The organism is Streptomyces bauhiniae, assembly GCF_004784475.1.
GTDB lineage: Bacteria > Actinomycetota > Actinomycetes > Streptomycetales > Streptomycetaceae > Streptomyces > Streptomyces seoulensis.
The window spans coordinates 661,735-685,051 of record NZ_SRRT01000002.1; the positions used below are offsets into that span (position 1 = coordinate 661,735).

Annotated in this window: 27 protein-coding genes; 11 read left to right on the forward strand and 16 right to left on the reverse strand. The window is 72.3% G+C overall.

The annotated features are described in order from the left end of the window. Positions 1-77: 77 nt before the first annotated feature. A complete protein-coding gene (locus E5083_RS08190) occupies positions 78-293 on the reverse strand; it encodes an MbtH family protein (protein ID WP_086693285.1) in 216 nt (71 codons plus the stop codon). Positions 294-959: 666 nt separating this feature from the next. On the opposite strand from E5083_RS08190, the gene E5083_RS08195 reads away from it, so the two are divergent. Next, positions 960-2,183: a cytochrome P450 gene (locus E5083_RS08195; RefSeq protein ID WP_135784921.1), complete on the forward strand. Its 1,224-nt coding sequence runs from the start codon at positions 960-962 to the stop codon at positions 2,181-2,183. Positions 2,184-2,229: 46 nt separating this feature from the next. Here the strand turns inward: E5083_RS08195 and E5083_RS08200 are convergent, their stop codons facing one another. The 5 genes from E5083_RS08200 to E5083_RS08220 form a co-directional block, all read right to left on the reverse strand. Beyond that, positions 2,230-3,495: a cytochrome P450 gene (locus tag E5083_RS08200; RefSeq protein ID WP_135784922.1), complete on the reverse strand. Its 1,266-nt coding sequence runs from the start codon at positions 3,493-3,495 to the stop codon at positions 2,230-2,232. Beyond that, on the reverse strand, positions 3,492-4,109 hold the full coding sequence (locus E5083_RS08205) for a GTP-binding protein (RefSeq protein WP_031182205.1): 618 nt from the start codon (positions 4,107-4,109) through the stop codon (positions 3,492-3,494). The genes E5083_RS08200 and E5083_RS08205 overlap by 4 nt, the downstream gene beginning before the upstream one ends. Next, positions 4,090-4,437 (reverse strand): DUF742 domain-containing protein, encoded by a 348-nt coding sequence (locus E5083_RS08210; RefSeq protein WP_135784923.1) that lies wholly within the window; start codon positions 4,435-4,437, stop codon positions 4,090-4,092. The genes E5083_RS08205 and E5083_RS08210 overlap by 20 nt, the downstream gene beginning before the upstream one ends. Next, positions 4,434-4,889 (reverse strand): roadblock/LC7 domain-containing protein, encoded by a 456-nt coding sequence (locus E5083_RS08215; RefSeq protein WP_135784924.1) that lies wholly within the window; start codon positions 4,887-4,889, stop codon positions 4,434-4,436. Before E5083_RS08215 ends, E5083_RS08210 begins: the two co-directional genes overlap by 4 nt. A gap of 75 nt (positions 4,890-4,964) precedes the next feature. Next, positions 4,965-6,731: a sensor histidine kinase gene (locus E5083_RS08220; RefSeq protein WP_244317425.1), complete on the reverse strand. Its 1,767-nt coding sequence runs from the start codon at positions 6,729-6,731 to the stop codon at positions 4,965-4,967. A 532-nt stretch (positions 6,732-7,263) separates the two neighbouring features. On the opposite strand from E5083_RS08220, the gene E5083_RS08225 reads away from it, so the two are divergent. Genes E5083_RS08225 through E5083_RS08245 form a run of 5 tightly spaced genes read left to right on the forward strand, consistent with a single transcriptional unit; the run spans position 7,264 to position 12,546 of the window. Beyond that, a complete protein-coding gene (locus E5083_RS08225; RefSeq protein ID WP_244317426.1) occupies positions 7,264-8,406 on the forward strand; it encodes an exo-beta-N-acetylmuramidase NamZ family protein in 1,143 nt (380 codons plus the stop codon). Positions 8,407-8,421: 15 nt separating this feature from the next. After that, entirely contained in the window at positions 8,422-9,402 is a 981-nt protein-coding gene (locus tag E5083_RS08230; RefSeq protein WP_135784926.1) for a GNAT family N-acetyltransferase, read from the forward strand. Next, the gene (locus E5083_RS08235) at positions 9,399-10,718 is read left to right on the forward strand and encodes an ABC transporter substrate-binding protein (RefSeq protein ID WP_244317427.1); all 1,320 of its coding nucleotides are present in this window, start codon (positions 9,399-9,401) and stop codon (positions 10,716-10,718) included. Before E5083_RS08230 ends, E5083_RS08235 begins: the two co-directional genes overlap by 4 nt. Beyond that, positions 10,712-11,680, forward strand: a complete 969-nt coding sequence (locus tag E5083_RS08240; protein ID WP_135784927.1) for a carbohydrate ABC transporter permease — start codon at positions 10,712-10,714, stop codon at positions 11,678-11,680. The genes E5083_RS08235 and E5083_RS08240 overlap by 7 nt, the downstream gene beginning before the upstream one ends. Next, entirely contained in the window at positions 11,677-12,546 is an 870-nt protein-coding gene (locus tag E5083_RS08245; RefSeq protein ID WP_135784928.1) for a carbohydrate ABC transporter permease, read from the forward strand. The genes E5083_RS08240 and E5083_RS08245 overlap by 4 nt, the downstream gene beginning before the upstream one ends. A gap of 9 nt (positions 12,547-12,555) precedes the next feature. Here the strand turns inward: E5083_RS08245 and E5083_RS08250 are convergent, their stop codons facing one another. After that, complete coding sequence (locus tag E5083_RS08250) at positions 12,556-12,753, reverse strand: DUF6480 family protein (protein WP_135784929.1); 198 nt, start codon at positions 12,751-12,753, stop codon at positions 12,556-12,558. A 92-nt stretch (positions 12,754-12,845) separates the two neighbouring features. Then, the gene (locus E5083_RS08255) at positions 12,846-13,706 is read right to left on the reverse strand and encodes a UbiA family prenyltransferase (RefSeq protein WP_244317428.1); all 861 of its coding nucleotides are present in this window, start codon (positions 13,704-13,706) and stop codon (positions 12,846-12,848) included. Between the two features lie 130 nt (positions 13,707-13,836). Between E5083_RS08255 and E5083_RS08260 the strand changes: the two genes are divergently transcribed. From E5083_RS08260 to E5083_RS08270, 3 genes are read left to right on the forward strand one after another with little or no spacing between them, the layout of a single operon-like run. Then, on the forward strand, positions 13,837-14,895 hold the full coding sequence (locus E5083_RS08260) for a type III polyketide synthase (protein WP_135784931.1): 1,059 nt from the start codon (positions 13,837-13,839) through the stop codon (positions 14,893-14,895). A 17-nt stretch (positions 14,896-14,912) separates the two neighbouring features. Next, positions 14,913-15,428, forward strand: coding sequence for an isoprenylcysteine carboxyl methyltransferase family protein (locus E5083_RS08265; protein ID WP_135784932.1), 516 nt, complete (start codon positions 14,913-14,915; stop codon positions 15,426-15,428). After that, on the forward strand, positions 15,425-16,438 hold the full coding sequence (locus E5083_RS08270; protein ID WP_135784933.1) for an NAD(P)/FAD-dependent oxidoreductase: 1,014 nt from the start codon (positions 15,425-15,427) through the stop codon (positions 16,436-16,438). The genes E5083_RS08265 and E5083_RS08270 overlap by 4 nt, the downstream gene beginning before the upstream one ends. A gap of 6 nt (positions 16,439-16,444) precedes the next feature. Here the strand turns inward: E5083_RS08270 and E5083_RS31150 are convergent, their stop codons facing one another. Continuing rightward, complete coding sequence (locus E5083_RS31150) at positions 16,445-16,597, reverse strand: hypothetical protein (protein ID WP_167513492.1); 153 nt, start codon at positions 16,595-16,597, stop codon at positions 16,445-16,447. Next, complete coding sequence (locus E5083_RS08275) at positions 16,594-17,301, reverse strand: YqjF family protein (RefSeq protein ID WP_135784934.1); 708 nt, start codon at positions 17,299-17,301, stop codon at positions 16,594-16,596. Before E5083_RS08275 ends, E5083_RS31150 begins: the two co-directional genes overlap by 4 nt. Positions 17,302-17,479: 178 nt before the next feature. Between E5083_RS08275 and E5083_RS08280 the strand changes: the two genes are divergently transcribed. Continuing rightward, entirely contained in the window at positions 17,480-18,280 is an 801-nt protein-coding gene (locus E5083_RS08280) for an SDR family NAD(P)-dependent oxidoreductase (protein ID WP_135784935.1), read from the forward strand. 58 nt (positions 18,281-18,338) lie between these two features. Continuing rightward, positions 18,339-19,436 carry a glutamate--cysteine ligase 2 gene (locus tag E5083_RS08285; protein ID WP_135784936.1) on the forward strand — a complete coding sequence of 366 codons (1,098 nt, stop codon included), beginning with the start codon at positions 18,339-18,341 and terminating at the stop codon, positions 19,434-19,436. A gap of 3 nt (positions 19,437-19,439) precedes the next feature. On the opposite strand, the gene E5083_RS08290 is transcribed toward E5083_RS08285, so the two are convergent. The 6 genes from E5083_RS08290 to E5083_RS08315 form a co-directional block, all read right to left on the reverse strand. Beyond that, positions 19,440-20,660, reverse strand: coding sequence for an MFS transporter (locus E5083_RS08290; RefSeq protein ID WP_425276712.1), 1,221 nt, complete (start codon positions 20,658-20,660; stop codon positions 19,440-19,442). Positions 20,661-21,113: 453 nt separating this feature from the next. Beyond that, complete coding sequence (locus E5083_RS08295) at positions 21,114-21,524, reverse strand: hypothetical protein (protein ID WP_135784938.1); 411 nt, start codon at positions 21,522-21,524, stop codon at positions 21,114-21,116. A 47-nt stretch (positions 21,525-21,571) separates the two neighbouring features. Further along, the gene (locus tag E5083_RS08300) at positions 21,572-21,877 is read right to left on the reverse strand and encodes a gas vesicle protein K (protein ID WP_135784939.1); all 306 of its coding nucleotides are present in this window, start codon (positions 21,875-21,877) and stop codon (positions 21,572-21,574) included. Continuing rightward, the gene (locus E5083_RS08305) at positions 21,874-22,110 is read right to left on the reverse strand and encodes a gas vesicle protein (protein WP_135784940.1); all 237 of its coding nucleotides are present in this window, start codon (positions 22,108-22,110) and stop codon (positions 21,874-21,876) included. The genes E5083_RS08300 and E5083_RS08305 overlap by 4 nt, the downstream gene beginning before the upstream one ends. A gap of 2 nt (positions 22,111-22,112) precedes the next feature. Beyond that, a complete protein-coding gene (locus tag E5083_RS08310) occupies positions 22,113-22,889 on the reverse strand; it encodes a GvpL/GvpF family gas vesicle protein (RefSeq protein WP_244317429.1) in 777 nt (258 codons plus the stop codon). Then, on the reverse strand, positions 22,882-23,292 hold the full coding sequence (locus E5083_RS08315) for a gas vesicle protein (RefSeq protein ID WP_135784941.1): 411 nt from the start codon (positions 23,290-23,292) through the stop codon (positions 22,882-22,884). The genes E5083_RS08310 and E5083_RS08315 overlap by 8 nt, the downstream gene beginning before the upstream one ends. Positions 23,293-23,317: the final 25 nt, after the last annotated feature.

Genomic DNA, 23,317 nt, shown 5'->3' on the forward strand with positions numbered 1-23,317 from the left:
CCCAGGGGATCACTTGGCGGCAAAATGCCGTACGACCAGGCATGACACCCCGGACGGGCCGGGGCTGCGGGGACGGCCTAGCCGTCGGCCGCCATCGCCCGCACCAGACTGGCGGGCCGCATGTCGGTCCACTGGGCCTCGATCGCGTCCAGGCACTCCTGGCGCGACCCCTCCGGACCCTCGGCCCGCCAGCCCCCCGGCACGGCGAGCGTCGCCGGCCAGAGCGAGTACTGGCCCTCTTCGTTCACGAGCACCAGGAACTTGCCCGATTCATCGTCGAAAGGATTGACCACGACGCCCCCCTTGGCAGCACGTACATCAGCTTGTTTTTCCGAGCCGCCGCGCATTCCGTTTCCGCGGCTCCCGGACTGCTTGCCCGATCCGCACAGTGCGTCAGATCGAACGAAGGAGCGAAGCGCTCCATCCCCGAGATGACAGTTCCCGTGCGGCCGGTCGGAACCAGACTGCCCGGACCCTGTTCATTCACACTCATCACACTAAGGGAAAGTCCACGACCGGAGGTACTCGTTCGATCGATTACCGATGGGTAATAGAGCGCGCAATAATCGCCCGCGCTGCCTTTGGCATATGCCTAACGGCATTCAGCATCCACCATTCGGCCAACAGGCGCCCGGAGTACGGCAGTTCACCCGGATATGACCCACGCTGATCCGGCCGATCCGGCGCATGTGCCACCACGCTCTCACTTGAGCGCACATGACTCCGTACCACGCGCCTGTGCGCCGACCGTGCGCCCCGTTTTCACCCGTGACCCCCCGCCGCACCGACCAGATCAGGACACGCGGGTCGAAGAACAGACCGCGCACCCCGCTTTCCGGACGACCGGTATCCGGCCAAGGCGCGCACTGTGCCCCACTCGAAGCCTTAGGGGGCTGTCATGGCTGACGAATGATCAATAACCTTACGGAACACGCCATTCCCGGTCTCGACGGAGCATCATGACCACTGCGGCACCGATACCCGACATCCTCTCGCCCGAGTTCGCGGCGGACCCGTACCCGGCCTACCGGCTGATGCGGGAGTCCGCGCCCCTCATCTGGCACGAGGCCACGCAGAGTTACATCGTCTCGCGCTACGAAGACGTCGAACGCGTCTTCAAGGACAAGGACGGCGAGTTCACCACCGACAACTACGACTGGCAGATCGAGCCGGTCCACGGCAAGACGATCCTCCAGCTCAGCGGCCGTGAGCACGCGGTGCGCCGGGCCCTGGTCGCCCCCGCCTTCCGCGGCCGGGACCTCCAGGAGAAGTTCCTGCCCGTCATCGAGCGCAACTCTCGCGAACTGATCGACGCCTTCCGGCACTCCGGCTCCGCCGACCTCGTCACCGACTACGCGACCCGGTTCCCGGTCAACGTGATCGCGGACATGCTGGGCCTGGACAAGGCCGACCACAGCCGCTTCCACCGCTGGTACACCGCCGTCATCGCCTTCCTCGGCAACCTGTCCGGCGACCAGGAGGTGGCCGCGGCCGGCGAGCGCACCCGCGTGGAGTTCGCGGAGTACATGCTCCCGATCATCCGCGAGCGCCGCGACAACCTCGGCGACGACCTGCTGTCGGTGCTGTGCGCCGCCGAGGTCGACGGGGTGCGGATGAGCGACGAGGACATCAAGGCGTTCTGCAGCCTGCTGCTCGCCGCCGGCGGTGAGACCACGGACAAGGCGATCGCCAGCATCTTCGCCAACCTGCTGAGCCACCCCGACCAGCTCGCCGCGGTCCGGGCCGACCACAGCCTGATCCCGCGGGCGTTCGCGGAGACCCTGCGCTTCACCCCGCCGGTGCACATGATCATGCGGCAGTCCGCGACCGAGGTGAAGCTCAGCGGCGGCACCATCCCGGCCGGGGTCACCGTCACCTGCCTGATCGGCTCGGCCAACCGGGACGAGAACCGCTACCGCGAGCCCGACCGCTTCGACATCTTCCGCGAGGACCTCACCGCCACCAACGCCTTCTCCGCGGCCGCCGACCACCTGGCGTTCGCGCTGGGCCGGCACTTCTGCGTGGGCGCGCTGCTCGCCAAGGCGGAGGTCGAGATCGGCGTCGCCCAACTGCTGGACGCCATGCCGGACCTGCGTTTCGCCGAGGGCTTCGACCCGGTCGAGCAGGGCGTGTTCACCCGCGGCCCCCAGGCCCTGCCCGTGCGCTTCACCCCCACCGCCTGACCCGCGCCGCTGGGCCCCCTCCCCCGGGGGCCCAGCGGGCCGGCGGCTATCCGTCGACCGGGGTGAACCGCACCGGGAGGGTGGTCAGCCCGCGCATCCAGATGGACGAGCGCCAGGTCAGCGTGTGCGGGTCCACCGCGAGCACCAGGTCGGGCAGCCGCTCCAGCAGCGTTTCCACTGCGGTGCGCGCCATGACGTCCGCGAGCAGCGGCGCCGGGTACGGGCACCGGTGCTCGCCGTTGCTGAACGACAGGTGCGCGGCGTTCTCCGCGCCCACATGGCCCTCGGGCCACAGACTCGGGTCGGTGTTGGCGGCGGCCAGCCCGAGGACCAGGCAGTCGCCGGCCCGGATCTGACGGCCGCCGAGCTGGGTGTCCCGTACCGCCCAGCGGCCGATGAAGTTCTGGGTGGGGGTGTCGAGCCAGAGCACCTCGTTCAGCGCCTCGCCCACGCTCACCCGGCCGCCGGACACGCTGAGTTCGAACCGCTCGTCGGTGAGCAGCAGACGCAGCGCGTTGCAGATCCAGTTGGCGGTGGGCTGCTGCGCGGCGGCGATGACCGAGATCAGGTCCTGGACGATCTCCTCGTCGCTGAGCCCCGCCGGGTGCAGCACCATCCGCGAGGTGACGTCCTTGCCGGGGTCGGCCCGCTTGTCCTGGACCAGCCGCACCAGCCGCTCGCCCACCCGCCCGTAGGCCGCCACCGGGTCGTCGCCCTCGGCCGCGTCCAGGGAGATCCGCAGGTCGTCGACGAGCTGCTGGGTGTCGGCGCCGGACATCGGCATACCGCACATCTGCACCACGGCCCGCATCGGCAGGGCGTGCGCGTACGACGTCATCAGCTCGGCCTGGCCGCTGCCGGCGAACCGGGCGATCAGCTCGTCGGCGATCAGCTCGCAGTCGCGGGCCAGCTCGAACTGGTCCACCCCGGACAGCGCCTCGGTGATCACCCCGGCCCGACGCCGGTGCTCCTCCCCCTCAGTGAACAGCACCGAGGGCTGGTAGCCGACGAAGGGCATCAGCGGCCAGTCGGGCGGGATGTTGTCCCACTGGTTCCAGCGCCGCGAGTCCCGCGCGAACAGCTCGTCGTGGCTGGTCACCTGGGCGACCTCGTGGTAGCCGAGCACCAGCCAGGCCGGGATGTCGCCGTCCAGCAGAACCGGCGCGACCGCGCCGTGCTCGCGGCGCAGCGCCCGGTACATCTGCGACGGCGTCTGCTGGTACTCCAGGCCCGCCAGGCGCACCGCGTCGGTGTGGGCGGGGCAGCCGGGCGGCGGTGCCTGGTGCGCGGAGATGGGGCCGGGGTCGGTCACGGGGTCGCCTCCTGGGCCGTGGCCAGCGTGTACACATGGTCCACGAGAGTGATCAGCACGTCCTTGCCCGACTGCCGGACCCGGGCGTCGCAGTCGATCATCGGCACGTGGTCCGGGAGCGCGAGGGCCTGCCGGATCTCGTCCAGGGAGTGGTGGGCCGCGTCGTCGTCGAACCGGTTGACGGCCACCACGAAGGGCGTGCCGTGGTGTTCCAGCCGGTCTATCGCGTACCAGGAGTCGTCCATCCGGCGGGTGTCCACGAGGACGACGGCGCCGAGGGTGCCGGAGAAGAGCCGGTCCCACAGGAACCAGAAGCGCTTCTGGCCCGGCGCGCCGAACAGGTACAGCACCATGGTGTCGTTGAGGCTGATCCGGCCGAAGTCGAAGGCGACGGTGGTGGTGGACTTCGCGGCGACGCCGCTGGTCTCGTCGATGCCGACGCCGGCCTCCGTCATCACCTCCTCGGTGTTCAGCGGCCGGATCTCGCTCACGGAGCGGACCAGCGTGGTCTTGCCGACGCCGAAGCCGCCCACGACGACGATCTTCAGCCCGGTTTCCGCCGCGTCGGCCAGTGGCGTGCGGTGGGCGGGCAGCTCAGAGATTGCGGAGCCCATGGAGCACTTCCTTGAGAAGGGCGGGATCGGGGAGCGAGGGATTCACGGGTGGGTGGCGCGCGGTGATCCGGCCGGTGTCGAGCAGGTCGGCCAGCAGGATGCGGCAGACCGTGATCGGCAGTTCCAGCTCGGCGGAGATCTCCACCACCGAGGTGGGGTGCCGGCACAGGTTCAGGATGCGGGTGTGCTCCGACTGCATGCCCGTGGTCGGCTGGCACTCCGCGACGATGAGGGTGACCAGGTCCAGGGTGTCGTCGACGCTGCTGCGCCCGCCGGTGACCGTGTAGAGCCGGTCGGGGGCACCGGTGTCCACCGGCTTGCGGGTCACGGGGTACTCCCCTGGAACGGCTGCCGGGGCGCGGCCCGCAGATGCTCGCCGATCTTGTCGACCAGCCCGGTCATCTCCTCGCCGAGGCGGCCGGGATCGGCGTCCTCGGCGGCGACGACCGCGAGGTGGGCGCCCTCACCGGCGCCGACGATGCACAGCAGGCCGCCGTGGAAGGCGGTCATGGCGTGGAGCACGCCGCCGGAGCCGTCCCCGAACTCCACGGACGCGCCGTGGGAGAGGGCCTGGAGGCCGGAGCAGATCGCGGCGAGCTGGTCGGCCTGGTCCGCGGCGAGGTCGGGGGTCCAGCAGAGCTTGAGGCCGTCGCGTGAGAGGACCAGGGCGTGCCGGGCACCGGGCGTCTGCTCCAGCAGGTTCTGCAGCAGCCAGACGAGGCTGTTGTCGGTGGTCTGCATGATGGGTGATGGGACGGTGGTGTCCGGCTGTTCGGTCACCGGCCCGTTCCTCCAATCTCATGGGCACGAGGGGGGCGTGGCTGCCGGGCGCGGGCCCGGCGGGGCTTGGGGGTGCTAACCGGCGGTCGGCGGCTCGGGGTCGGGGCGGCCGCCCAGGGTGTCGCCCGAGGACTTGCGCGAGCGGTGGAAGGCGCCGAAACGGGAGCCGACGTCGTGCACGGGCCGCTTGCGGGGCGGGGTGGGCTCGCTCGGGGGACGCTGGGCGCGCTCGGCGTCGCTCATGGTGCGGCCGGGTTTGCGGACGGGGAGGCCGTTCGGGGTGGCGTCGGCGGGCATGGCCGCGGGCGGCTCGTGCCGGGTCTGCTCGGGGACTTCCCGCAGTTTCACTGGGGGATCGGGGCGTACGTGCGCCTCCAGGACGTGCGCCTCGACGACGGGGGCCTCGACGACGGGAGCGGGCGTCGCTGCTTCGGGCGCCGGGACCGCGCGGGCGGTGGCCGTCCGGGCCGCCTCCTGCTGTGCGGGCCACGGGTCGCGCTGCTGCGCGATGAGGTGCCGGGGCAGCAGGACGACCACGCCGGTGCCGCCGCGCGAGGAGGGGCGGTAGCTGACGTTGATGCGGTACTTGAGCGCGAGCAGTCCGACCACGGCGAGGCCCAGCCGGGTGCCCTGGAGGGAGGCGAGGTCGGCCATGCTGCCGGCCACCGCGCCCTCGGCGTGCCGCATCGCCGCCTCGGACATGGTCAGTCCGCTGTCCTCGACGGTGACGACGATCCCGGCCCGGTGCTCCTCGACGTAGACGTGGACCTCGTCGGTGGGCGGGGAGAAGTTGGCCGCGTTGTCGATCAGTTCGGCGAGGAGGTGCATCACGCCTTCGGCGGCGAAGCCGGAGATGGCGGCCTGGGAGGTGAAGTGCAGCCGGACCCGCTGATAGGCGGCGATACGGCCGATGGCGCCCCGGAGGATGCTCTCCATCCGGATCGGCTTGTTCCAGGTACGGCTGGTCTTGCCGCCCATGAGCAGTGCCAGCCGGTCGGCGATGAGCACGAGCTGGGAGGTCTTGTGGTCCAGCCGCATCAGGTCGCCGAGCATCTTGCCGTCGTGCTCGTCCTGCATCGCCCTGAGGTCGGCGAGCATGCTGACGGCCTTGGCCTGGACCCGGCTGAGCGCCTTGGTGGAGGCGATCCGGGCACCGCCTGCGCGCCGCTCGCTGCGGGCCAGTTCGCGGACGACCAGCTCGCTCAGGTCGTGCATCAACGGCATCCGGGGCAGCGTGAGTTCACCGAGGACGGTGTCGGCCGAGCGGCCCTCGGCGAGCCGGGCGACGGCGGCGGGCAGCGTCTCCCGGCCGAGCCGGTCCACCTCGGCCAGCACCTCGTTGAGGGCCTCCTGGGTCTGCCGGGACTCCTCGTCGGCGGCGGCCGCGCGGCCCACGGCCTCCTCCAGGGCGCCGGCGGAGAGCTGGGCGAGGCGGCGCAGGTTCTGGTCGTTGGGCATCGAGACGCCCGCGAGCGCGTCGGCGGCGCCGCTGCCGGTCAGCACCAGGTTGTGCAGGGAGGGCAGCGTGACGTTGGCCAGGTGGCCGGTCTGCGCGGCCGTCTGCTGCGCCTGCGCGCGGAGCCGGTCGTTCTCGGCGGCCTGGGTGGCGGCGGCGAGCCTGGCCCGGCGGACGAGGAGGTGTCCGACGAGCACCGCGACGGCGACGCACGCCCAACCCGCGCCCGCCACGATCAGGGTCCATCTGCGGGTGCCGGACGGCGCCGCCCCGACCGCGACGGCGGCCGCGACGGCGGTCACCGCGACCACGGCCGCGGGCACCGCCCACGAACTGCGCTGAACGGCCGTCGAGCGGTGTTGAACGGACGGTGCAGGAACTGACATTCCGCGGTCCCTCGGTCTGCGAGCAGAAGAATCGGCGACCGAACGCCTCGATCGCGGGTCCGGAAGCGGCCGCCTCGGAGGAAGGCGATCTTCCAGTCCGGTTATGCCCACATGCTAGTCACACCGGAGTGACCCAAGTTCCGAATGGCCCCTCCTGAGCCCCCGGACCTGAAGTCGTCGTGAAGCAACCATTGCTACAGCGGGGCGTGATAGAGGGCTGCGCAGGCTCACCCACAGGTACGGGGCCCGGAAAGACCCGTTCCGCCCCCGATGCCCCGCCCCACGGGTAGCTGCCGCAAACCCCTCCTGGGCCGTCAACCCCCTCCCGAGGGACCCCTTTCCAGCCAACCGAACCCGGTCACCGCGAAGTGGGGGGAGTCGAACGGGTTTCCACCCTGACGGGGGAACGTCGTCGTCGGGGAGGTGCCGGTACCGGGAGGTAGTGTCCGCAGCATTGCCCAATTCCGGGACATTCAAGAGAATTTCCGATAAGGGGCGAAGAATGAGTAGTGCTACTGGGGACGACCGATTCATGGTGACGACCGGGATCGCCCGGCTGTGCGCGCTGCCCGGGCTCGCCGGGCCGGGCCGGCTCGGGCTGGTGACCAACCACACCTGTGTGCTGCCCGACTTGAGCCCGACGGCACCCGCGTTGATGGAGGCGGGCGTGCACCTGGCCGCGCTGTTCGGCCCCGAGCACGGGCTGTACGGCACCGCCCAGGCGGGCGGCAGCGAGACGGACGAGGTCGACCCGGCCACCGGCCTGCCGGTCTACGACACGTACCGCCGCGAGGGCGACCGGCTCGACAAGGTGCTGATCAACAGCGGCGTGGACGCGCTGGTGTACGACCTCCAGGACGTGGGAGCGCGCTTCTACACCTATGTCTGGACGATGTTCGACCTGATGGTCTCCGCCGCGCGCACCGGCGTGCGGTTCGTGGTGGCCGACCGGCCCAACCCCCTCGGCGGGCTCGTCAGCGAGGGCCCGGTGCTCGACCCGGCGTTCGCGAGCTTCGTCGGCCGGGCGCCGGTGCCGATCCGGCACGGGCTGACCTGCGGGGAACTCGCCTGGTGCCTCAACAGGTCGGCCGTGGCCGAAGTAGCCGGACGCCAGGCCGACTTGACGGTGATCAAGGCGGCCGGCTGGCAGCGGAGGATGGACGCGGAGGCCACCGGTCTCCCCTGGATCGCGCCCTCCCCCAACATGCCGACGTACGCCACGGCCGTCGTCTACCCCGGCACCTGCCTGTTCGAGGGCACCAACGTCTCCGAGGGCCGGGGCACCACCCAGCCCTTCGAGACCGTGGGTGCCCCGTACATCGACGCCCGCTTCGCCCCCGCACTCGCCGAACTCGGCCTGCCTGGCGTGCACTTCAGGGAGGTGCGCTACGTACCCACCTTCGACAAGCACGCCGGAGTACCCCTGCGCGGGGTCCACCTCCACATCACGGACCGCGAGGCGTTCGCCCCCGTACGCACCGCCGTCGCCATGATCGGCACGCTGCGGCGGCTGTACCCGGACGACTTCGCCTGGTCCGGCGACTTCATCGACCGCCTCTGGGGCTCCGACGCACTGCGGCGGACGGTCGACGCGGGCGAGGACCCGCTGACGCTGTGCGAGCCGCCCGCACCGCCCGGCCGGTGGGCCGGTGAGGACGTACTGCTCTACCCCTGAGACGGAAGGACGCCGATGACCGATCCCACGACGAGAGCCCGGACCCGGATCCGCGGGTTCCGGCCGGGTGACGGTCCGCCGCTGGTGGCGGCGTGGTGCCGGAGCGCGCCCGCCGACCCCGTCACCGCGGACCGCTTCCGCTCCCTGGTGCTGCTCGACGCCAACTTCGACCCGGCCGGCCTCCGGATCGCCGAGGAGGACGGGTGCCTCGTCGGCGCGGCCTACGCGGTACGCCGGCTGACCCCGATGACCGGCACCGACCTGGAGCCGGAACAGGGCTGGCTCCCCTTCTTCTTCGTCGACCCGGCCGCCCAAGGGCGCGGCGTGGGCCGCGAGTTGCTGGCCGACGCCCTGGACTGGCTGCTCGCCCACGGCCGCACCCGCGTCGACTTCGCCCCGTACACCCCGAACTACTTCCTCCCCGGCCTGGACGCCGAGACCTACCCGGAGGCGGCCGCCCTGCTGGAGTCCCTGGGCTTCCGCACTGTGGACGAGGCGGTGGCGATGGACCGCTCACTGACCGGTTACGCTTTCCCTCCCGAGGTCGGGCGCCGGGCCGCCGAACTGACCGCGCGGGGCTACGCGTTCGGCACCCCCACCGACGACGACCTGCCCGCACTCCTCGCCCTCGCCGCCGTCCACTTCGTCCCGGACTGGGCACGCGCGATCCGCGAATGCCTGCTGACCGGCGCCCCGTTGGACCGGATCGTGGTCGCACGGGACCCCTCGGGCCGGCTGGTGGGCTGGGCGATGCACGGCGCGTACGAGTCGGCGATCGAGCGGTTCGGCCCGTTCGGTGTGCTGGACGAGATGCGCGGGACCGGGCTCGGCAATGTGCTGCTGCACCTGGTCCTGGAGCGGATGCGGGCGCTCGGCGCGGGGTCGGCGTGGTTCCTGTGGACCGACCGGGACTCGTCGGCGGCCCGGCTGTACCGCCGGGCCGGGTTCGGCACGACGCGGGTCTTCCGGGTGCTGCGCCGGGAGGCGGCCCGGTGACCGGCGCACCGCACGGGCTGAGCCGCCGCCGCTTCGCGCTCACCGCGACCCTGCTCGCGGCGGGCTGCGCCGCGCCGCACCAGGGCACCGGGCGCCCCGGCGACCCGATCGTCCTCACCCTGCTCTCCCACTACGCGAGCGGCGAGCTGAAGGCGGCCCTGCAGGGCCCGGTGGACGAGTGGAACGCCACGCACGACCGGGTCAAGGTGCGCACCAAGGCGGTGGAGTTCAACGATCTGCTGACCACGTTCATGGTCCGGCAGGCGGCCGGCCAGGGCGCCGACATCCTCCAGCCGTACTGCCTCTGGAACGGCCAGCTCGTCCGCGCCGGAGTCCTGCGCCCCGCCCCGCCCGAGGACGCGGCGGAGATCACCCGCGGCTACGGCGCGGCGGCGGTCGGCTCGGCATCCGTCGGCGGCAAGGTCTACGGCTATCCCACCGAGGCCCAGACGTACGCCCTCTACTACAACAAGCGCCTGCTCCAGGAATCCGGCATCACCCGCCCCCCGCGCACCTGGCGGGAGTTGGAGGACACCGCGTACCGCACCACCCGGCGCGACCGGTACGGCAACACCCTGGTCCAGGGCTTCGGCCTCTCGACGTACGACGACTCCACCACCGTCGGCCAGACCCTCGCCCTGCTCAACGCGGCCGGGGGCAGCTTCGTGTCCGGGGACGGCAGGCGCACCGCCATCGACTCACCGGCCGGGCGGGCCGTGCTGGACCTGGAGCACCGCCTCGTCAATCGAGGGGCGAGCGAGCCCGGCGTCAACGTCTACAAGGCGTTCCAGTCCGGACAGGTGGCGATGGTGATCAGCGCCGGATGGTGGACCGGCAGCCTCAAGTCCCAGATGGGCGCCGCCTATCGGGATGTGGCCGTGGCCCCGGTGCCCGTCCCGGAGCTGGGCGACAAGCCCGCCACCCTCGCCACCGGGTTCATGCTGGGCGTCAACGCCTCCAGCCAACACCCGCGTGAGGCATGGGAGTTCCTGCGCTGGCTCAACACCGAACGGGTGGGCGTCGGCAAGGGCGCGACGGTGACCCGGATGAGCGCCCTCCAGGTGTCGGTGGGCTCACTGACCGGCCGCGCCGACGACATGCGGACGCTGCTCGGCAAGGGCGGCGATCCCAACCTGCTCCCGTTTCTCGACGCGTTGGGGTACGCGGTGCCGGAGCCGAACGTGCCGGGCGCGCAGCAGGCCAAGTCGCTGCTGCGGAAGAACGTCGAGGCGCTGTGGACCGGTCAGCAGTCGGTGGACGAGTCGCTGCGCACCATCCGCCGCCAGGTCGACCAGGAGGTGTCGCGCTCATGGTGAACGCCCTGACCCCGGAGACGACCGCGCGTCCCCCGCGCCCCCGCTCCGCCGACCCGGCCCGCACGGCCGTGGACCCCCGCGCCCGTGCCCGGCGCCATCAGGCGGTCGTCGCCTATCTGTTCCTCGCGCCGGTGCTGCTGTTCTTCGCCGTCTTCCTGATCCTGCCGCTCGGCTTCGCGCTGCTGCTGTCGCTGTCCCGCTGGGCGGGGTTCGACCTCGCCGACATCCGGCCGGTCGGCCTGGACAACTTCACGAGCCTCTTCGCGGACGGCTCGACGTTCCTGACCCCGATCCTCACCAACACCCTGCTGTTCGCGCTCGGCACGGTGGCCCTGGCGCTGGCGGGCTCGGTGCTGGTCGCCACCTGCATCGACAACCTCCGCTTCCAAGGGCTGTGGCGCACCCTGTACCTGCTGCCGATCGTGACGACCGTGGTCGCCGTCGGCAATGTGTGGAAGTACATGTACGAGCCGGGCGGACTGGTCAACGGCGCCCTGAACGCCGTCGGGCTGGACTCGGTGGCGTTCCTCCAGGACCCGGACACCGCGCTGCCCGCGGTGGTGGTCGTCCAGGCGTGGGCGTCGGTCGGGTCGGCGATCCTCATCCTGACGGCCGGGCTGAAGTCCATCCCGGTGTCGTACTACGAGGCGGCCGCGCTGGACGGCGCCGGTCCGGTGACCGTCTTCCTCCGGATCACGCTGCCGCTGCTCCGGCCGGCGCTGCTGTTCGTGTGCGTCACGCAGTTCATCACCGGGCTCCAGTCCTTCGCGCTGATCATCGTGATGACCAAGGGCGGTCCCGGTGACGCGACCAATGTGGCCGCGCTGGAGATGTACCGGCAGGCGTTCTCCTACGGCGACTGGGGCACCGCGAGTGCCGCCGCCTTCGTGCTGTTCGTGGTGATCCTCGTGGTCACCCTGGCCCAGTTGTGGATCTTCCGGAGCAAGGGGGAGGACGCGTGATCCGCCGCCGTTTCCCGTGGCTGTCGTATCTGCTGGTCGTGACGGGCGCCGTGCTCACGGTGGTGCCGTTCCTCGACATGGTGATGACCTCGTTCAAGGGGCCGGGCGAGTCGGGCACACTGCCGTACCGGTTCCTGCCCCAGGCGTTCGACCTGTCCAACTACAAGGCTGCGGTCGACCAGCTCGATCTGCCGGTGCTGTTCCGCAACAGCGTGATCGCCACGACCCTGATCAACGCCTCGGTGCTGCTGACGTCGTCCCTCGCGGGCTACGCGCTCGCCAAACTCCGGTTTCCCGGACGGGACTTCATCTTCCGGCTGGTGCTGTCGACGATGATGTTCCCGCCGTTCCTCTTCTTCATCCCGCACTTCCTGATCCTGGTGCACTGGCCGCTGGCGGGCGGCAACGACGTGCTGGGGCGGGGCGGTGCGGGGCTGACCGTGAGCATCGTGGCGCTGGCGATGCCGTTCCTGGTCAACGGCTTCGGGATCTTTCTGATGCGCCAGTTCATGGTGTCGATCCCGGACGAGGTGCTGGAGGCCGCACGGATCGACGGCGCCGGGGAGTTCGCGGTGTGGTGGCGGATCGTGGTGCCGCAGACCAAGCCGGTCATGGTGACGCTGGGGCTGCTGACGTTCGTGGACGCGTGGAACGAGTACATCTGGGCGCTGCTGGTGTCGACCGCCAACCCGGACGTGATGACGCTGCCGGTCGGCATCCAGTTGCTCCAGGACTATGTCGACCCGACGCGCACGATGCCGATCGTGATGGCGGGGCTGGTGCTGAGCATCCTGCCGGTGCTGGTGCTCTTCCTGCTGCTCCAGCGGCACTACGTACGCGGGATCATGCTCAGCGGCCTGAAGTGAGCGGGCCTCTCACAGGTCGATCATCCTGACCAGGAAGTACGCGGCGACGAGTGCGCAGCCGAGGACGATGAGGCCCAGCCAGAGCCGGGGGTGCTCGAAGGGTCCGCCGTCCGGCCGCTCGGGGTGGGCCTCGGCGGTCGATCCCTCGACGGGCGGGGTCTCGCCGGGCGGCGGCAGCGACTCGGGCGGGGGCAGTGCGTCGGGCATGGTTCACCTCCTGGCAGCGGGCGGCTCATGCGGTACTTCGGCCTCGGGACACCGCTCGGATGCGGCTCCCCCGGTCTCAGAACGCCCCGGTCTCAGGATGCCCCGGTCCCCAGCCCGCCGCCGCTCAGCAGCAGTGCCACGTCCAGCACCGCCACGGCGACCGCCGCCGCGAACGCGGCCCGCTCGCGGCGGCGGCCCAGCACCGTCCCGGCCACCGCGATCAGCCCGGCCCCGGCCAGCGCGGCCAACTGCCGGGTACCGGGCTGTCCGGCCGGGCCGAGCGCCAGCAGGGCGGACGCGGTGACCAGGGGCACCGGCAGCAGCAGCCGTACGCGGTCGGGGCCCAGCCGCTGCGGCCAGCCGCGTACCCCGGTCGCCAGGTCGCCCCGGATGTCCGGGAGCACATTGCCGAGGTGGGCGCCGACGCCCAGCAGTGCCCCGGCGGCGAGCACCCACCAGGCGGGCCACGGCCGCCCCGGCAGACCCAGCGTGACGAAGGCCGGGAGCGCGGCGAAGGACACCGCGTACGGCGCCCAGGACCAGCGGGTGGCCTTGAGCCGCAGGTCGTACGCCCAAGCGGCCGCGACGGCGGTCAGATGCGCGGCCCCCGCCGCCCACCCGTTGGCGAAGGAGAGTGGTACGCACAGGGCCAGCGCGGCCCAGGCGGCCGTCCACACCTCTCGCACCTCGATCGCGCCGTCCGCGACGGGCTTGCCCCGGCGGCCCGTGGCGATGTCCCGGCGCGCGTCGAAGGCGTCGTTGCACCAGCCGATGGAGAGTTGCCCGGTCAGCACGGCGCCGGTGGTGAGCAGGCAGCGGCCGGGTTCCTGACCGGCCGTCACGGCCAGCGCCGCCGTCAGTGCGGTGACCACCACCAGCGGGCCCGGGTGACAGGACCCGGCCAGGGCGGAGACCTTGCGGGCCGGGATCGTCGACTGCTCGGGGGTCACCACCCGGCGATCGTAGGGGCCCGCCCGGCGCGTCACGATCCGGAACGGCCGGACGGGCGATCTCTGGTGCCGGGTCGGCGGTGCAGGGAAGGGCTGCTGAGTCCACCCGGATCGGCCGACGTACGGGAGCCTCATGACGCGGATCGCCGCCGTGCACGGTGCCCTCGCGCCGTACCGCTTCGCCCAGGCCGAGATCACCGACATGGTGGCCCGCGCCTGTCTGCCCGAGGGCACCGACCGCCAGGTCCTGGACCGGCTGCACCGCAACGCCGGGGTCCGCGCCCGCCACATGACGCTGCCGCTGGAGCGGTACGAGACGCTGGACGGCTTCGGCGCCGCCAACGACCTCTTCATCACCACCGCCACCGATCTCGGCGCCCGCGTGGTCCGGGAGGCGCTGCGCACCGCCGGGCTGTCGGCGGCCGACGTGGACCTGCTGGTCCTCACCTCGGTCACCGGGGTCGCCGTCCCGTCCGTCGACGCGCGGGTGGCGGGCCGGCTCGGGCTGCGCCCGGACCTGCGGCGGGTGCCGTTGTTCGGGCTGGGCTGTGCCGGGGGCGCGGCCGGCCTGGCCCGCGTGCACGACTTCCTGCTGGGGCGGCCGGACCAGGTGGCGGTGCTGCTGTCGGTCGAGCTGTGCTCGCTCACCTTCCAGCGCGGCGACGCCTCGACGGCCAACCTGGTCGCCACCGGCCTCTTCGGCGACGGCGCGACCGCCGTGGTGGCCTGCGGGGCGGACCGCGCGGGCGCGTTCACCGGCCCGGTGATCGTGGATTCGCGCAGCCGTCTGTACCCGGACGCGGGCGGCGTACTGGGCTGGGACATCGGGGAGTCGGGCTTCAAGGTCGTCCTCGATCCGGACATCCCGCGGGTGCTCCGGCACCATCTGGCCGACGACGTAAGGGAGTTCCTCGCCGACCACGGCTTGAAGCCGCAGGACGTGACGGCCTGGGTGTGTCACCCCGGCGGCCCCCGCATCCTGGACGCCGTCACCGAGGCGCTCGATCTTCCCGCCGAGGAACTCGCGTTGAGCTGGCGCCACTTGGCCGAGGTCGGCAACCTCTCCTCGTCCTCCGTACTCCACATCCTGCGCGACACCCTCACCGAACGCCGCCCAACTCCCGGCACTCCGGGCCTGCTCCTGGCCATCGGGCCGGGCCTGGCCTGCGAGTTGGTGCTGCTGAGCTGGTGAGCCCGACAGGAGGAAACATGATCTGGTACGCGCTGCTGGTGGCCGTCGTCGCGGGTGAGCGGGTCGGCGAACTCGTCGTGGCCCGGCGCAACGAGCGCTGGAGCAGGGCCCGTCGGGCGATCGTGGCGGGTGACGGGCACTATCCGGCGATGGTCGCCCTGCACGTGGGTCTGCTGGTGGGCTGTCCGCTCGAAGTGTGTCTCGGCGGGCGGCCGTTCGTGCCCGCGCTGGGCTGGCCGATGCTGGCCGTGCTGGTGGGCGCGCAGGCGTTGCGGTGGTGGTGCATCGGGACGCTCGGGCCGCGCTGGAACACCCGCGTGATCGTCGTACCGGGTCTGCCGCTGGTGGCGCGGGGGCCGTACCGGCTGCTGCGGCATCCGAACTACGTGGCCGTGGTGGCCGAGGGGGTGGCGCTGCCGCTGGTGCACACCGCCTGGGTGACCGCCGTGGCGTTCACGGTGCTGAACGCCGCCGTGCTGACCGTGCGCATCCGGTGCGAGAACCAGGCGCTGGCCGCCGCGGTCGCGGCGTGATCGACGTCCTGGTGGCGGGGGGCGGCCCGGCCGGACTCGCGGCGGCCGTGCACGCCAGGCTGGCCGGGCTGACCGTCGTGGTGGTCGAGCCCCGTTCCGCGCCCGTGGACAAGGCGTGTGGCGAGGGCGTCATGCCCGGTGGGGTCGCCTCGCTCAGGGCGCTCGGTGTGGAGCCTGCGGGCCGGGAGCTGCGCGGCATCCGTTACGTGGACGGCGTCCGCCGCGCCGAAGCCCCCTTCCGCGACCGGCCGGGGCTGGGTGTCCGCCGTACGACCCTGCACCACGCGCTGCACGAGCGCGCCCTCGGCCTCGGTGTGCGGATCGTGCCCGGCAAGGTCGGCGAGGTGCGTCAGACGCGGGACAGCGTCACCGCCGCCGGGATCACGGCCCGCTGGCTGATCGCCGCCGACGGCCTGCACTCCCCCGTCCGCCGCCGCCTCGGCCTGGAGCTGCCCGGCGGCACGCAGGGGCGGTACGGACTGCGCCGGCACTACCGGATCGCCCCGTGGACGGACTTCGTGGAGGTCCACTGGTCCGGCCAGGGCGAGGCGTACGTGACCCCGGTCGCCGACGGCCTGGTCGGGGTCGCGGTGCTGAGCCGGGTCCGGCGCGGCTACGACGAGCACCTGGCCGGTTTCCCGGCGCTCACCGCCGCGCTGCGCGGGGCCGGCGCGACCGAGGTGCGCGGTGCCGGGCCGCTGCTGCAGCGGGTGCGGCGCCGGGTCGCGGGCCGGGTGCTGCTCGTCGGGGACGCGGCGGGCTACGTGGACGCGCTCACCGGCGAGGGCATCGCGCTCGCCCTGGCGACGGCCGAGGCCGCCGTACGGTGCCTCGCGGCCGGGCGGCCGGAGCGGTACGAGCGGGAGTGGACGCTGGTCACCCGCCGCCACCGGCTGCTGACCAGGGCGTTGCTGGCCGCGAGCAGCCGTCCGGGCACCGCCCGGCTCATCGTGCCGGTGGCGTCCCGGATGCCGCCGGTGTTCGCGGCTGCGGTGCACGCGCTCCGGTAGCGGGGGCTACTCGTCGTCCTCCGGCAGCCGTTCGCCCTCGGCCTGCGAGGGGGTGGTGCGCGCCACGTCGGGGTGGACGGCACGGGTACGGCCCTCGGTCTCCGGGTCCGGTTCCCGCTCGCCCTCTGCCTGGGACGGGGTCGGGGTCTGCTCGCTCATGTCCGGCCTCCTTGTCGGGGGTTCGGTGGGGTCGGGGATCGCACGGGCCGGGTCGCGCCCACCCATGCGTGGTCGACGCTCCGGGAGAACAGCGCCCTGGGTTCGCCGCGCGGCGCGGGCAGCCCGGCCGCCTGCGTGACCGTCTGCTCCAGCGCCGCCACCGAGACCCCGGCCGGCGCCCAGGGCTCGTGCCCCACGGGCGTCTCCCAGAGCAGGCCCAGCCGCCTGCTGTACGCCCGCCACCGCGAGGTCAGCCACCCGTCCAGCTCCGTCGGCTCCACGGGCGCGCCCGGCCGGACGACCAGGCGGTACCCGGCGTCGCCGGTGCGGCGCGTACCGGTGTACGTGACGGTGTCCCCGGTGACGGAGACGCGCAGGTCGGCCAGGTGGTACGGCACGCCCAGCGCGCGGCCCGCCAGCAGCGGCGGGCAGGTCACGTCGAGGGAGAGGAACCACACGGCGTCCCCTCCGCGCACATAAGTCCGCAGGTTGGTCTCCGCGAAGGCGGGCAGCGCGGGCATCCCGAGAACCCGGACGTCGGCCATGAGGAGCGGCGTGAGCGTGACCCACGCGGCGTCCTCGAACTCGTCGGCGACCAGCCCCTCGGGCAGCAGCGCCTGGACCGTCGCCGGCGGGTAGGGCCAGCTCAGGAAGGTCTGCGTCAGCCAGCGGGCCCGCAGGACCGGCACGCGGTTGGCCACCATGGACAGCGAGTCCCCTCCGACGGGAGCACGGAAACGCCCTCGATCGGGGCCACCGTGTCCCCGGACCGTTCAGGACCGGCCGATATGGGAACTGCGGGAGGTACGCGAGGCGCGCCCCGCCCGCGCCGGCCCTTTACAGCAGAACTCGTACAGAACTCGTACAGGAAGAGACCCGGCCATGAACGATCTCAAGCCTCTCGCCCTGGTCACGGGCGCGTCCAGCGGTATCGGCTTCGAGCTGGCCAAGCAGCTTGCCGAGCGCGGCTACGACCTGATCGTCAACGCCGAGAACGACACCCGGCTGCGGCAGGCGGCCCAGGACATCCGGGCGGAGACCGGGGCGTCGGTGGAGCCGGTCCGGGCCGACCTGCGCCATTACGACCAGGCGGAGGAGCTGTGGACGGCGGTCAGCGCGACGGGCCGTCCCCTCGATGTGGCGGTGCTCAACGCGGGGGTGGGCCAGGGCGGCCCGTTCGCGGAGACCGATCTGGAGGACGAGCTGGAGATCGTCGACCTCAATGTGCGCTCGACCGTGCACCTGGGCAAGCGGGTGGTGCGCGAGATGGTGTCCCGGGGCCGGGGCCGCATCCTCGTCACCTCGTCCATCGCCTCCACGATGCCCGGCACCTTCCAGGCGGTGTACAACGCGTCGAAGTCGTTCGTGCAGTCCTTCACCCAGGCGTTGCAGAGCGAGCTGAAGGACACCGGTGTCACCCTGACCGCGCTGATGCCCGGCCCCACCGAGACCGAGTTCTTCCACCGCGCCGACATGGACGACACGCAGGTCGGCCGCCAGGAGAAGGACGATCCGGCCGAGGTCGCGCGTGAGGGACTGGACGCCCTTTTCGAGGGCAAGGACAAAGTAATCGCGGGGTCCGCCAGGACGAAGGCGCAGGGTATGGCCGCCAAGGTGGTCCCCGACAAGCTCAAGGCCGAGGCCCATCGCAGGATGGCCGAACCCGGCTCGGGCGACGACTGACCGATTGGACGCGAGGAAAGAAGGCCGGTCCCCGGACCGGGCAGGGAGGACGGGCCGGGTGCGCAGCGTGGGAGTGGAGGAGGAACTCCTCCTGGTGGACGCGGAGAGCGGCGAGCCGAGGGCGGTCGCTGCGGCGGTGCTGGCGCAGGCCGGCCACGCCGTCCGGAAGGACGGGGAGCAGGTCTTCGAGCCGGAGCTGCAACGCCAGCAGCTCGAGTTCGCCACCGCCCCGCAGACCCGCGCCGAGGAACTGGCCGCCGAGATCCGCCGGTGCCGGGCCGAGGCGGGGCGGCTGGCCGGGCGCACGGGTGCGGCGGTCGCCGCGCTCGGTACTTCTCCCCTGCCGGTCAACCCGACCCTCACTCCGGACCGGCGGTACCACTGGATGGCCGACCGCTTCGGGCTGACCCTGTCGGACCAGCTCACCTGCGGGTGTCATGTGCACGTCTCGGTGGACTCGGACGAGGAGGGCGTGGCTGTACTGGACCGCATCCGCCCCTGGCTGCCGGTCCTGCTCGCGCTGAGCGCCAACTCCCCCTTCTGGCAGGGCCAGGACAGCTCCTACAACAGCTACCGCAGCCAGATGTGGGGCCGCTGGCCCTCGGCCGGGCCGACGGACGTCTTCGGCTCCGCCGACCGGTACCACGAGCAGGTACGGGACTTGGTCGGCACCGGCGTGCTGCGGGACACCGGGATGATCTACTTCGACGCCCGGCTCTCCGCCCAGTACCCCACGGTCGAGATCCGGGTCGCCGACGTCTGTCTGGACCCGGACACCACGGTCCTGCTGGCCCTGCTGTGCCGCGCGCTCGTGGAGACGGCCGCCCGCGAGTGGCAGGCGGGTGAACCCCCGGCCCGGCTCAGCACCTCCCTGGTCCGGCTCGCCGCCTGGCAGGCCGCCCGCTTCGGCCTGGAGGAGCACCTGCTGCACCCCCTGACCATGCGTCCGGCCCCGGCGGAGACGGTGGTGCGCGCGCTCTTCGACCACGTACGCGACGCCCTGGACGACCACGGCGACGCCAAGGGCGTCCAGGACACCCTCGCGGGCCTGCTGAAGCACGGCAACGGCGCGATGATCCAGCGCGCGATCCTGGCCCGCACGGACAGTCTCCGCGCGGTCGTCACCGAGTGCGTACGCCGCACCGGCGAGGAATGACCCTCAGGCGGCGGTGACGAGGACGGCGGCCGGGTCCTTGGCCGCCGGCACCGGCGCGGAGGTCCACCGGCCGCGCAGCAGGTGGCCCGCGCCGACCGTGGCGGCGATGAGCAGCCCGCCCGCGACCAGGGCGCCCCGCGCCCCGGCGTGCTGCATCAGCAGGCCCAGCACCGGCGGACCCGCGAGTCCCCAGAGGGTGGAGACGGTGCTCCAGACGCCGAGCACCCGGCCCCGCAGACGGGGCGGCGGGTCGGTCTGGAGGACGGTCGTCCCGGCGGTGTCCGAGACCGATTCCACGACGGCCATGGGCAGCACGAGCACCAGCAGCACCGCGAGCGACGGCGCGAGTCCGGCCACCACCTGGAGCAGACCCCCGGCCGCGGCGAGCAGACCGACCAGCCGGACCGACGGCTTGCGCAGCCGAGCGGCCAGCACCGCGCCGACGATGCCCCCGGCGGCGAGCACCGTGGAGACCGTGCCGAACGACCCGGCCCCGCCGGCGAGCGGCCCGGTGACCAGGACCGCCAGGGTGAGCGCGTAGTTGCGGCCGAACACCGCGCTGATCCCGGTGATGCCCGCGAGAGCCACCAGGCGCGGGCGGCGCACGAAGAAGAGCAGCCCTTCCCTGGCGCTCATGTCCGGCTTCGAGGCGCGGTCCGGGGTGGCGGGCTCGGTGTGTCGCAGGGGCCGCAGGAAGGGGATCACGGCCGCGACGAACAGGAAGGACAGCGCGTTCGCCGCGTAGGCGGAGGCCGTCCCGAGCAGGCCGACGGTGACTCCGGCCAGCGCCGCGCCCGCGAGCCGCCCGGCGCTGTGCACCAGGGAGCCCACGCCGATGGCGGAGGGCACGTCCTCGGCGCGTACGAGGTCGTTGCCGAGCAGCGAGCAGGCCGGTCCGTCGACGGTGGCGACGAGACCGGTCACGGCGGCCAGCGCCATGAGCGCGGGCAGGTCGAGCCGGTGCGTGACGACGAGGAACGCCGTGACGAGGGCGACGACGCCGAGGAGCGCCTGGCTGACGGCTGCGGTCAGCTTGCGCGGCCACCGGTCGACGAAGGTGCCGCCCGCCAGGCCCATCAGCAGTCCGGGGGCCGCCTGTACGGACATGGACAGGCCGGTCGCCGCGGCCGAGCCGGTGATCTGGAGCACCAGCAGGTTCTGGACCGTGAGCTGCATCCAGGTGCCGGTGTTGGAGACGAGGTGGGCGACGGACCACCACCGCATGCTGGGGTACTTCAGGGAACGCCAGGGCGAGGAGGCGTCGGTGAGCGCACGCGGGCGCGGGGCACCGGCGGAGGAGAAGGACATGATGGCGTACCCGGTGGAACAGGCCCGGTCGCGGTGACGCGCGCGGGTCTCGGCGGAGGCGGCGGAGCCGCGGGCCCTCGTCGGCCTGCGCGGTGGTTCCGCCGGAACTGTCGGCTGCCGCGGCGGGTGTCACCAAGGGGACCTGCCCGGCCTGCGGCCCGACCATCGTGGCAGACCCGTACTCCTCCCCCGGTCCGCCGCCTGTGACGTTCGCGTACGGTCAGCCACCGCACCCGCGTCTGCCTGCGCCTTCGCCCGTAGGGTGCGGTTCGTCACAGAAGGCACCCCGGACACACGAGCACCTCCCGCGCGTCGGGGGACGCGGGGGAGGTCGCCGTGGGTGGTGCTGTTCTCGCGGAGCGAGTGTGCTCAGATCCGGCCCTTGGCCAGTCGGGTCAGCGGGCCCATCGGGGGCTTGGCCGTCGTGCGGCCTATCGCGAAGGCCGCTCCGGCGACGCCCGCCACACCGGCCGCGGCCGCGGCGGCGACCGCCTTGCGGTGCTTGATGACCGTCCACGCGGTGCCCGCGGCCTGGACAGCCTTGGCGGTGTTGGCCGCGACGACCTGCTGGCCGGTCTGCAGACCGGCGACGGCCGCGCGGCTCACGCGCTGGGTGGTGTCACCGACCGACTGGGCGGTGGAGACCGTCGACTTCTTGGCCTCCTGCGCCTGCTCCTTGGCGTTGCCGGCCGTCGCCCGCGCCGTGGCGGTGCGGGAGGAGGCGGCCTTCTTGGCACTCGCCGCGGTGGTGCTCCTGCTGCTCTTTTTGTCGTCAGTCATAGTGCCCTACTGTCCTTTCCCCCGGCGGCAAAACAGGTTTTCGGAATTCACAGGTCTCGGGGAAGCAACGATCCCAACGGCCCGAGATCCAGATTCAGTTCGTCCATTGTCAGGTTGTATCGCTCACACAGTTCTTCCATGCGTTCCTGGAGAATCATCAGCGTCATACCGATGCGTTCTTCCTGGTCCTCTTCGAGATCTCCCTGGTCCACCCGGTGAATGGCGGTGCGCTCCATGAGCTGGCGCAGCAATTCAACAATGGTGAGGACCAGCTTCATCAGATCCCGTTCCACGGTGTCGGGGTCCGTCCGCATATGGGCGGCCAGCGCGTTCGCGGGTGTTTCCGGCGTCATCGCTCCTCCTCGGGGCGGGCACGCGGCGGCATGATGGCGGGGCCCGGCGCGTCCCCCGTGATCGAGCGGATGACCGCGCGCAGGTTGATGTGCACCAGGTCGACGTCGGCGATGCTCAGCACGATGTCGCCGGTGAGCACCGCCCCGCCGTTCAGCAGCCGGTCCAGCAGGTCGATCAGGGCGACGGGCGGCTGTCCGACCGGCTCGGCGTCCTGTCCGTTCGCGGGCCGCATGCTCAACTCGTGACCCCGCCCGCGAAGGAGTACGGCGCCCAGGGCCCGGTCACCTCGATGGTGACACCGGGGAGGTCCGAGGCGAGCGCGGCCAGCTCGGTACGGAACCGCTCCACGTCCTGCCGGGGCACGAGGTACGCCTCGTTGGCCACGTTCTCGCCCCGCCCGGCCGACCACTCGCCCTGCTGGGGACGGTGGACGGCACGGGCGGAGGCGAGCGCCGAGGCCACCCCGGCCGCCTGTTCCGCGGTGTCGCGGGCGGCGCCGTAGGTGTCCTGGGCGCGGCGGCGCTCGGCGCGGCGGCGCTGCAGATAGGCGCGGCCGGGGCTCGCGCCCGCCGGCTCGGGCTCCTCGGCGGGCGCGGCGGCGCGCGGCTCGGCGTACACCTTCAGCCCGAGTTCGACATGGCCGTCCAGGGTGCGCAGCAGCTCCTCGAAATAGGGGTGCTGCTCGTCGAGCATCGCCGCCACCCGCGCCTGGTCGCGGTAGACCGTGGCCAGCCGCATCGGGAGGACGGTGGCGGTGGCGAAGGCGGCGTCCACCACGGCGTGGTGGGCCCGCGCGATCGCCTCCAGCCTTTCCAGGTCCTCCAGTTGGGGTGCGAGGTGCTCCTCGGCGAACCGGTCGGCGGGGACGGCGGACACCAGGGCGGTGAGCCCCCGTCCACCGCCGACCGTGCGTACGGTGCCGCCGTCGACCCCGGTGACCGGGGCCGTCCCGTCGAGGGCCAGGTCCCCCAGGCCGACGGCGTACACGTACTCCATCTCCGTTTCACTCACGGCCGGTCTCCCGTTCCGCGGGCTCGGGCCGGGCCTCCGCGTCGGCCTGCCGGCCGGCGGGCAGCTCGGCGGCGGCGCGCAGTCGGGCGATCTCGGCCCGCAGCCGCTCGTTCTCCTCGCTCAAGCCCGGGTCGGACGCGGCGGGAGCGGTGGCGGACGGCTGCGCGCGGGAGGAGAGCGAGGGATCGTGCTCCCACCAGTCGATGCCCATTTCCTTCGCCTTGTCGACGGATGCGACGAGCAGGCGGAGTTTGATGGTCAGCAACTCTATGTCGAGCAGATTGATCTGGATGTCCCCCGCGATCACAATTCCCTTGTCGAGGACCCTCTCCAGAATGTCGGCCAGATTGGCGCTGCTTCCCTGCCCCGCGTAGGACGGCGCGGTGCGCGGAGGGGCCGGCATTCGACCGGCGAGTGAATCGGACACG

Excerpts from the sequence above, each read along its gene's own strand:
- E5083_RS08195 (WP_135784921.1), top strand. The coding sequence starts at position 960 with ATGACCACTGCGGCACCGATACCCGACATCCTCTCGCCCGAGTTCGCG.
- E5083_RS08205 (WP_031182205.1), bottom strand. The coding sequence starts at position 4,109 with ATGGGCTCCGCAATCTCTGAGCTGCCCGCCCACCGCACGCCACTGGCC.
- E5083_RS08220 (WP_244317425.1), bottom strand. The coding sequence starts at position 6,731 with ATGTCAGTTCCTGCACCGTCCGTTCAACACCGCTCGACGGCCGTTCAG.
- E5083_RS08225 (WP_244317426.1), top strand. The coding sequence starts at position 7,264 with ATGGTGACGACCGGGATCGCCCGGCTGTGCGCGCTGCCCGGGCTCGCC.
- E5083_RS08230 (WP_135784926.1), top strand. The coding sequence starts at position 8,422 with ATGACCGATCCCACGACGAGAGCCCGGACCCGGATCCGCGGGTTCCGG.
- E5083_RS08240 (WP_135784927.1), top strand. The coding sequence starts at position 10,712 with ATGGTGAACGCCCTGACCCCGGAGACGACCGCGCGTCCCCCGCGCCCC.
- E5083_RS08250 (WP_135784929.1), bottom strand. The coding sequence starts at position 12,753 with ATGCCCGACGCACTGCCCCCGCCCGAGTCGCTGCCGCCGCCCGGCGAG.
- E5083_RS08260 (WP_135784931.1), top strand. The coding sequence starts at position 13,837 with ATGACGCGGATCGCCGCCGTGCACGGTGCCCTCGCGCCGTACCGCTTC.
- E5083_RS08265 (WP_135784932.1), top strand. The coding sequence starts at position 14,913 with ATGATCTGGTACGCGCTGCTGGTGGCCGTCGTCGCGGGTGAGCGGGTC.
- E5083_RS31150 (WP_167513492.1), bottom strand. The coding sequence starts at position 16,597 with ATGAGCGAGCAGACCCCGACCCCGTCCCAGGCAGAGGGCGAGCGGGAA.
- E5083_RS08275 (WP_135784934.1), bottom strand. The coding sequence starts at position 17,301 with ATGGTGGCCAACCGCGTGCCGGTCCTGCGGGCCCGCTGGCTGACGCAG.
- E5083_RS08280 (WP_135784935.1), top strand. The coding sequence starts at position 17,480 with ATGAACGATCTCAAGCCTCTCGCCCTGGTCACGGGCGCGTCCAGCGGT.
- E5083_RS08290 (WP_425276712.1), bottom strand. The coding sequence starts at position 20,660 with ATGCGGTGGTGGTCCGTCGCCCACCTCGTCTCCAACACCGGCACCTGG.
- E5083_RS08295 (WP_135784938.1), bottom strand. The coding sequence starts at position 21,524 with ATGACTGACGACAAAAAGAGCAGCAGGAGCACCACCGCGGCGAGTGCC.
- E5083_RS08300 (WP_135784939.1), bottom strand. The coding sequence starts at position 21,877 with ATGACGCCGGAAACACCCGCGAACGCGCTGGCCGCCCATATGCGGACG.
- E5083_RS08305 (WP_135784940.1), bottom strand. The coding sequence starts at position 22,110 with ATGCGGCCCGCGAACGGACAGGACGCCGAGCCGGTCGGACAGCCGCCC.
- E5083_RS08315 (WP_135784941.1), bottom strand. The coding sequence starts at position 23,292 with ATGCCGGCCCCTCCGCGCACCGCGCCGTCCTACGCGGGGCAGGGAAGC.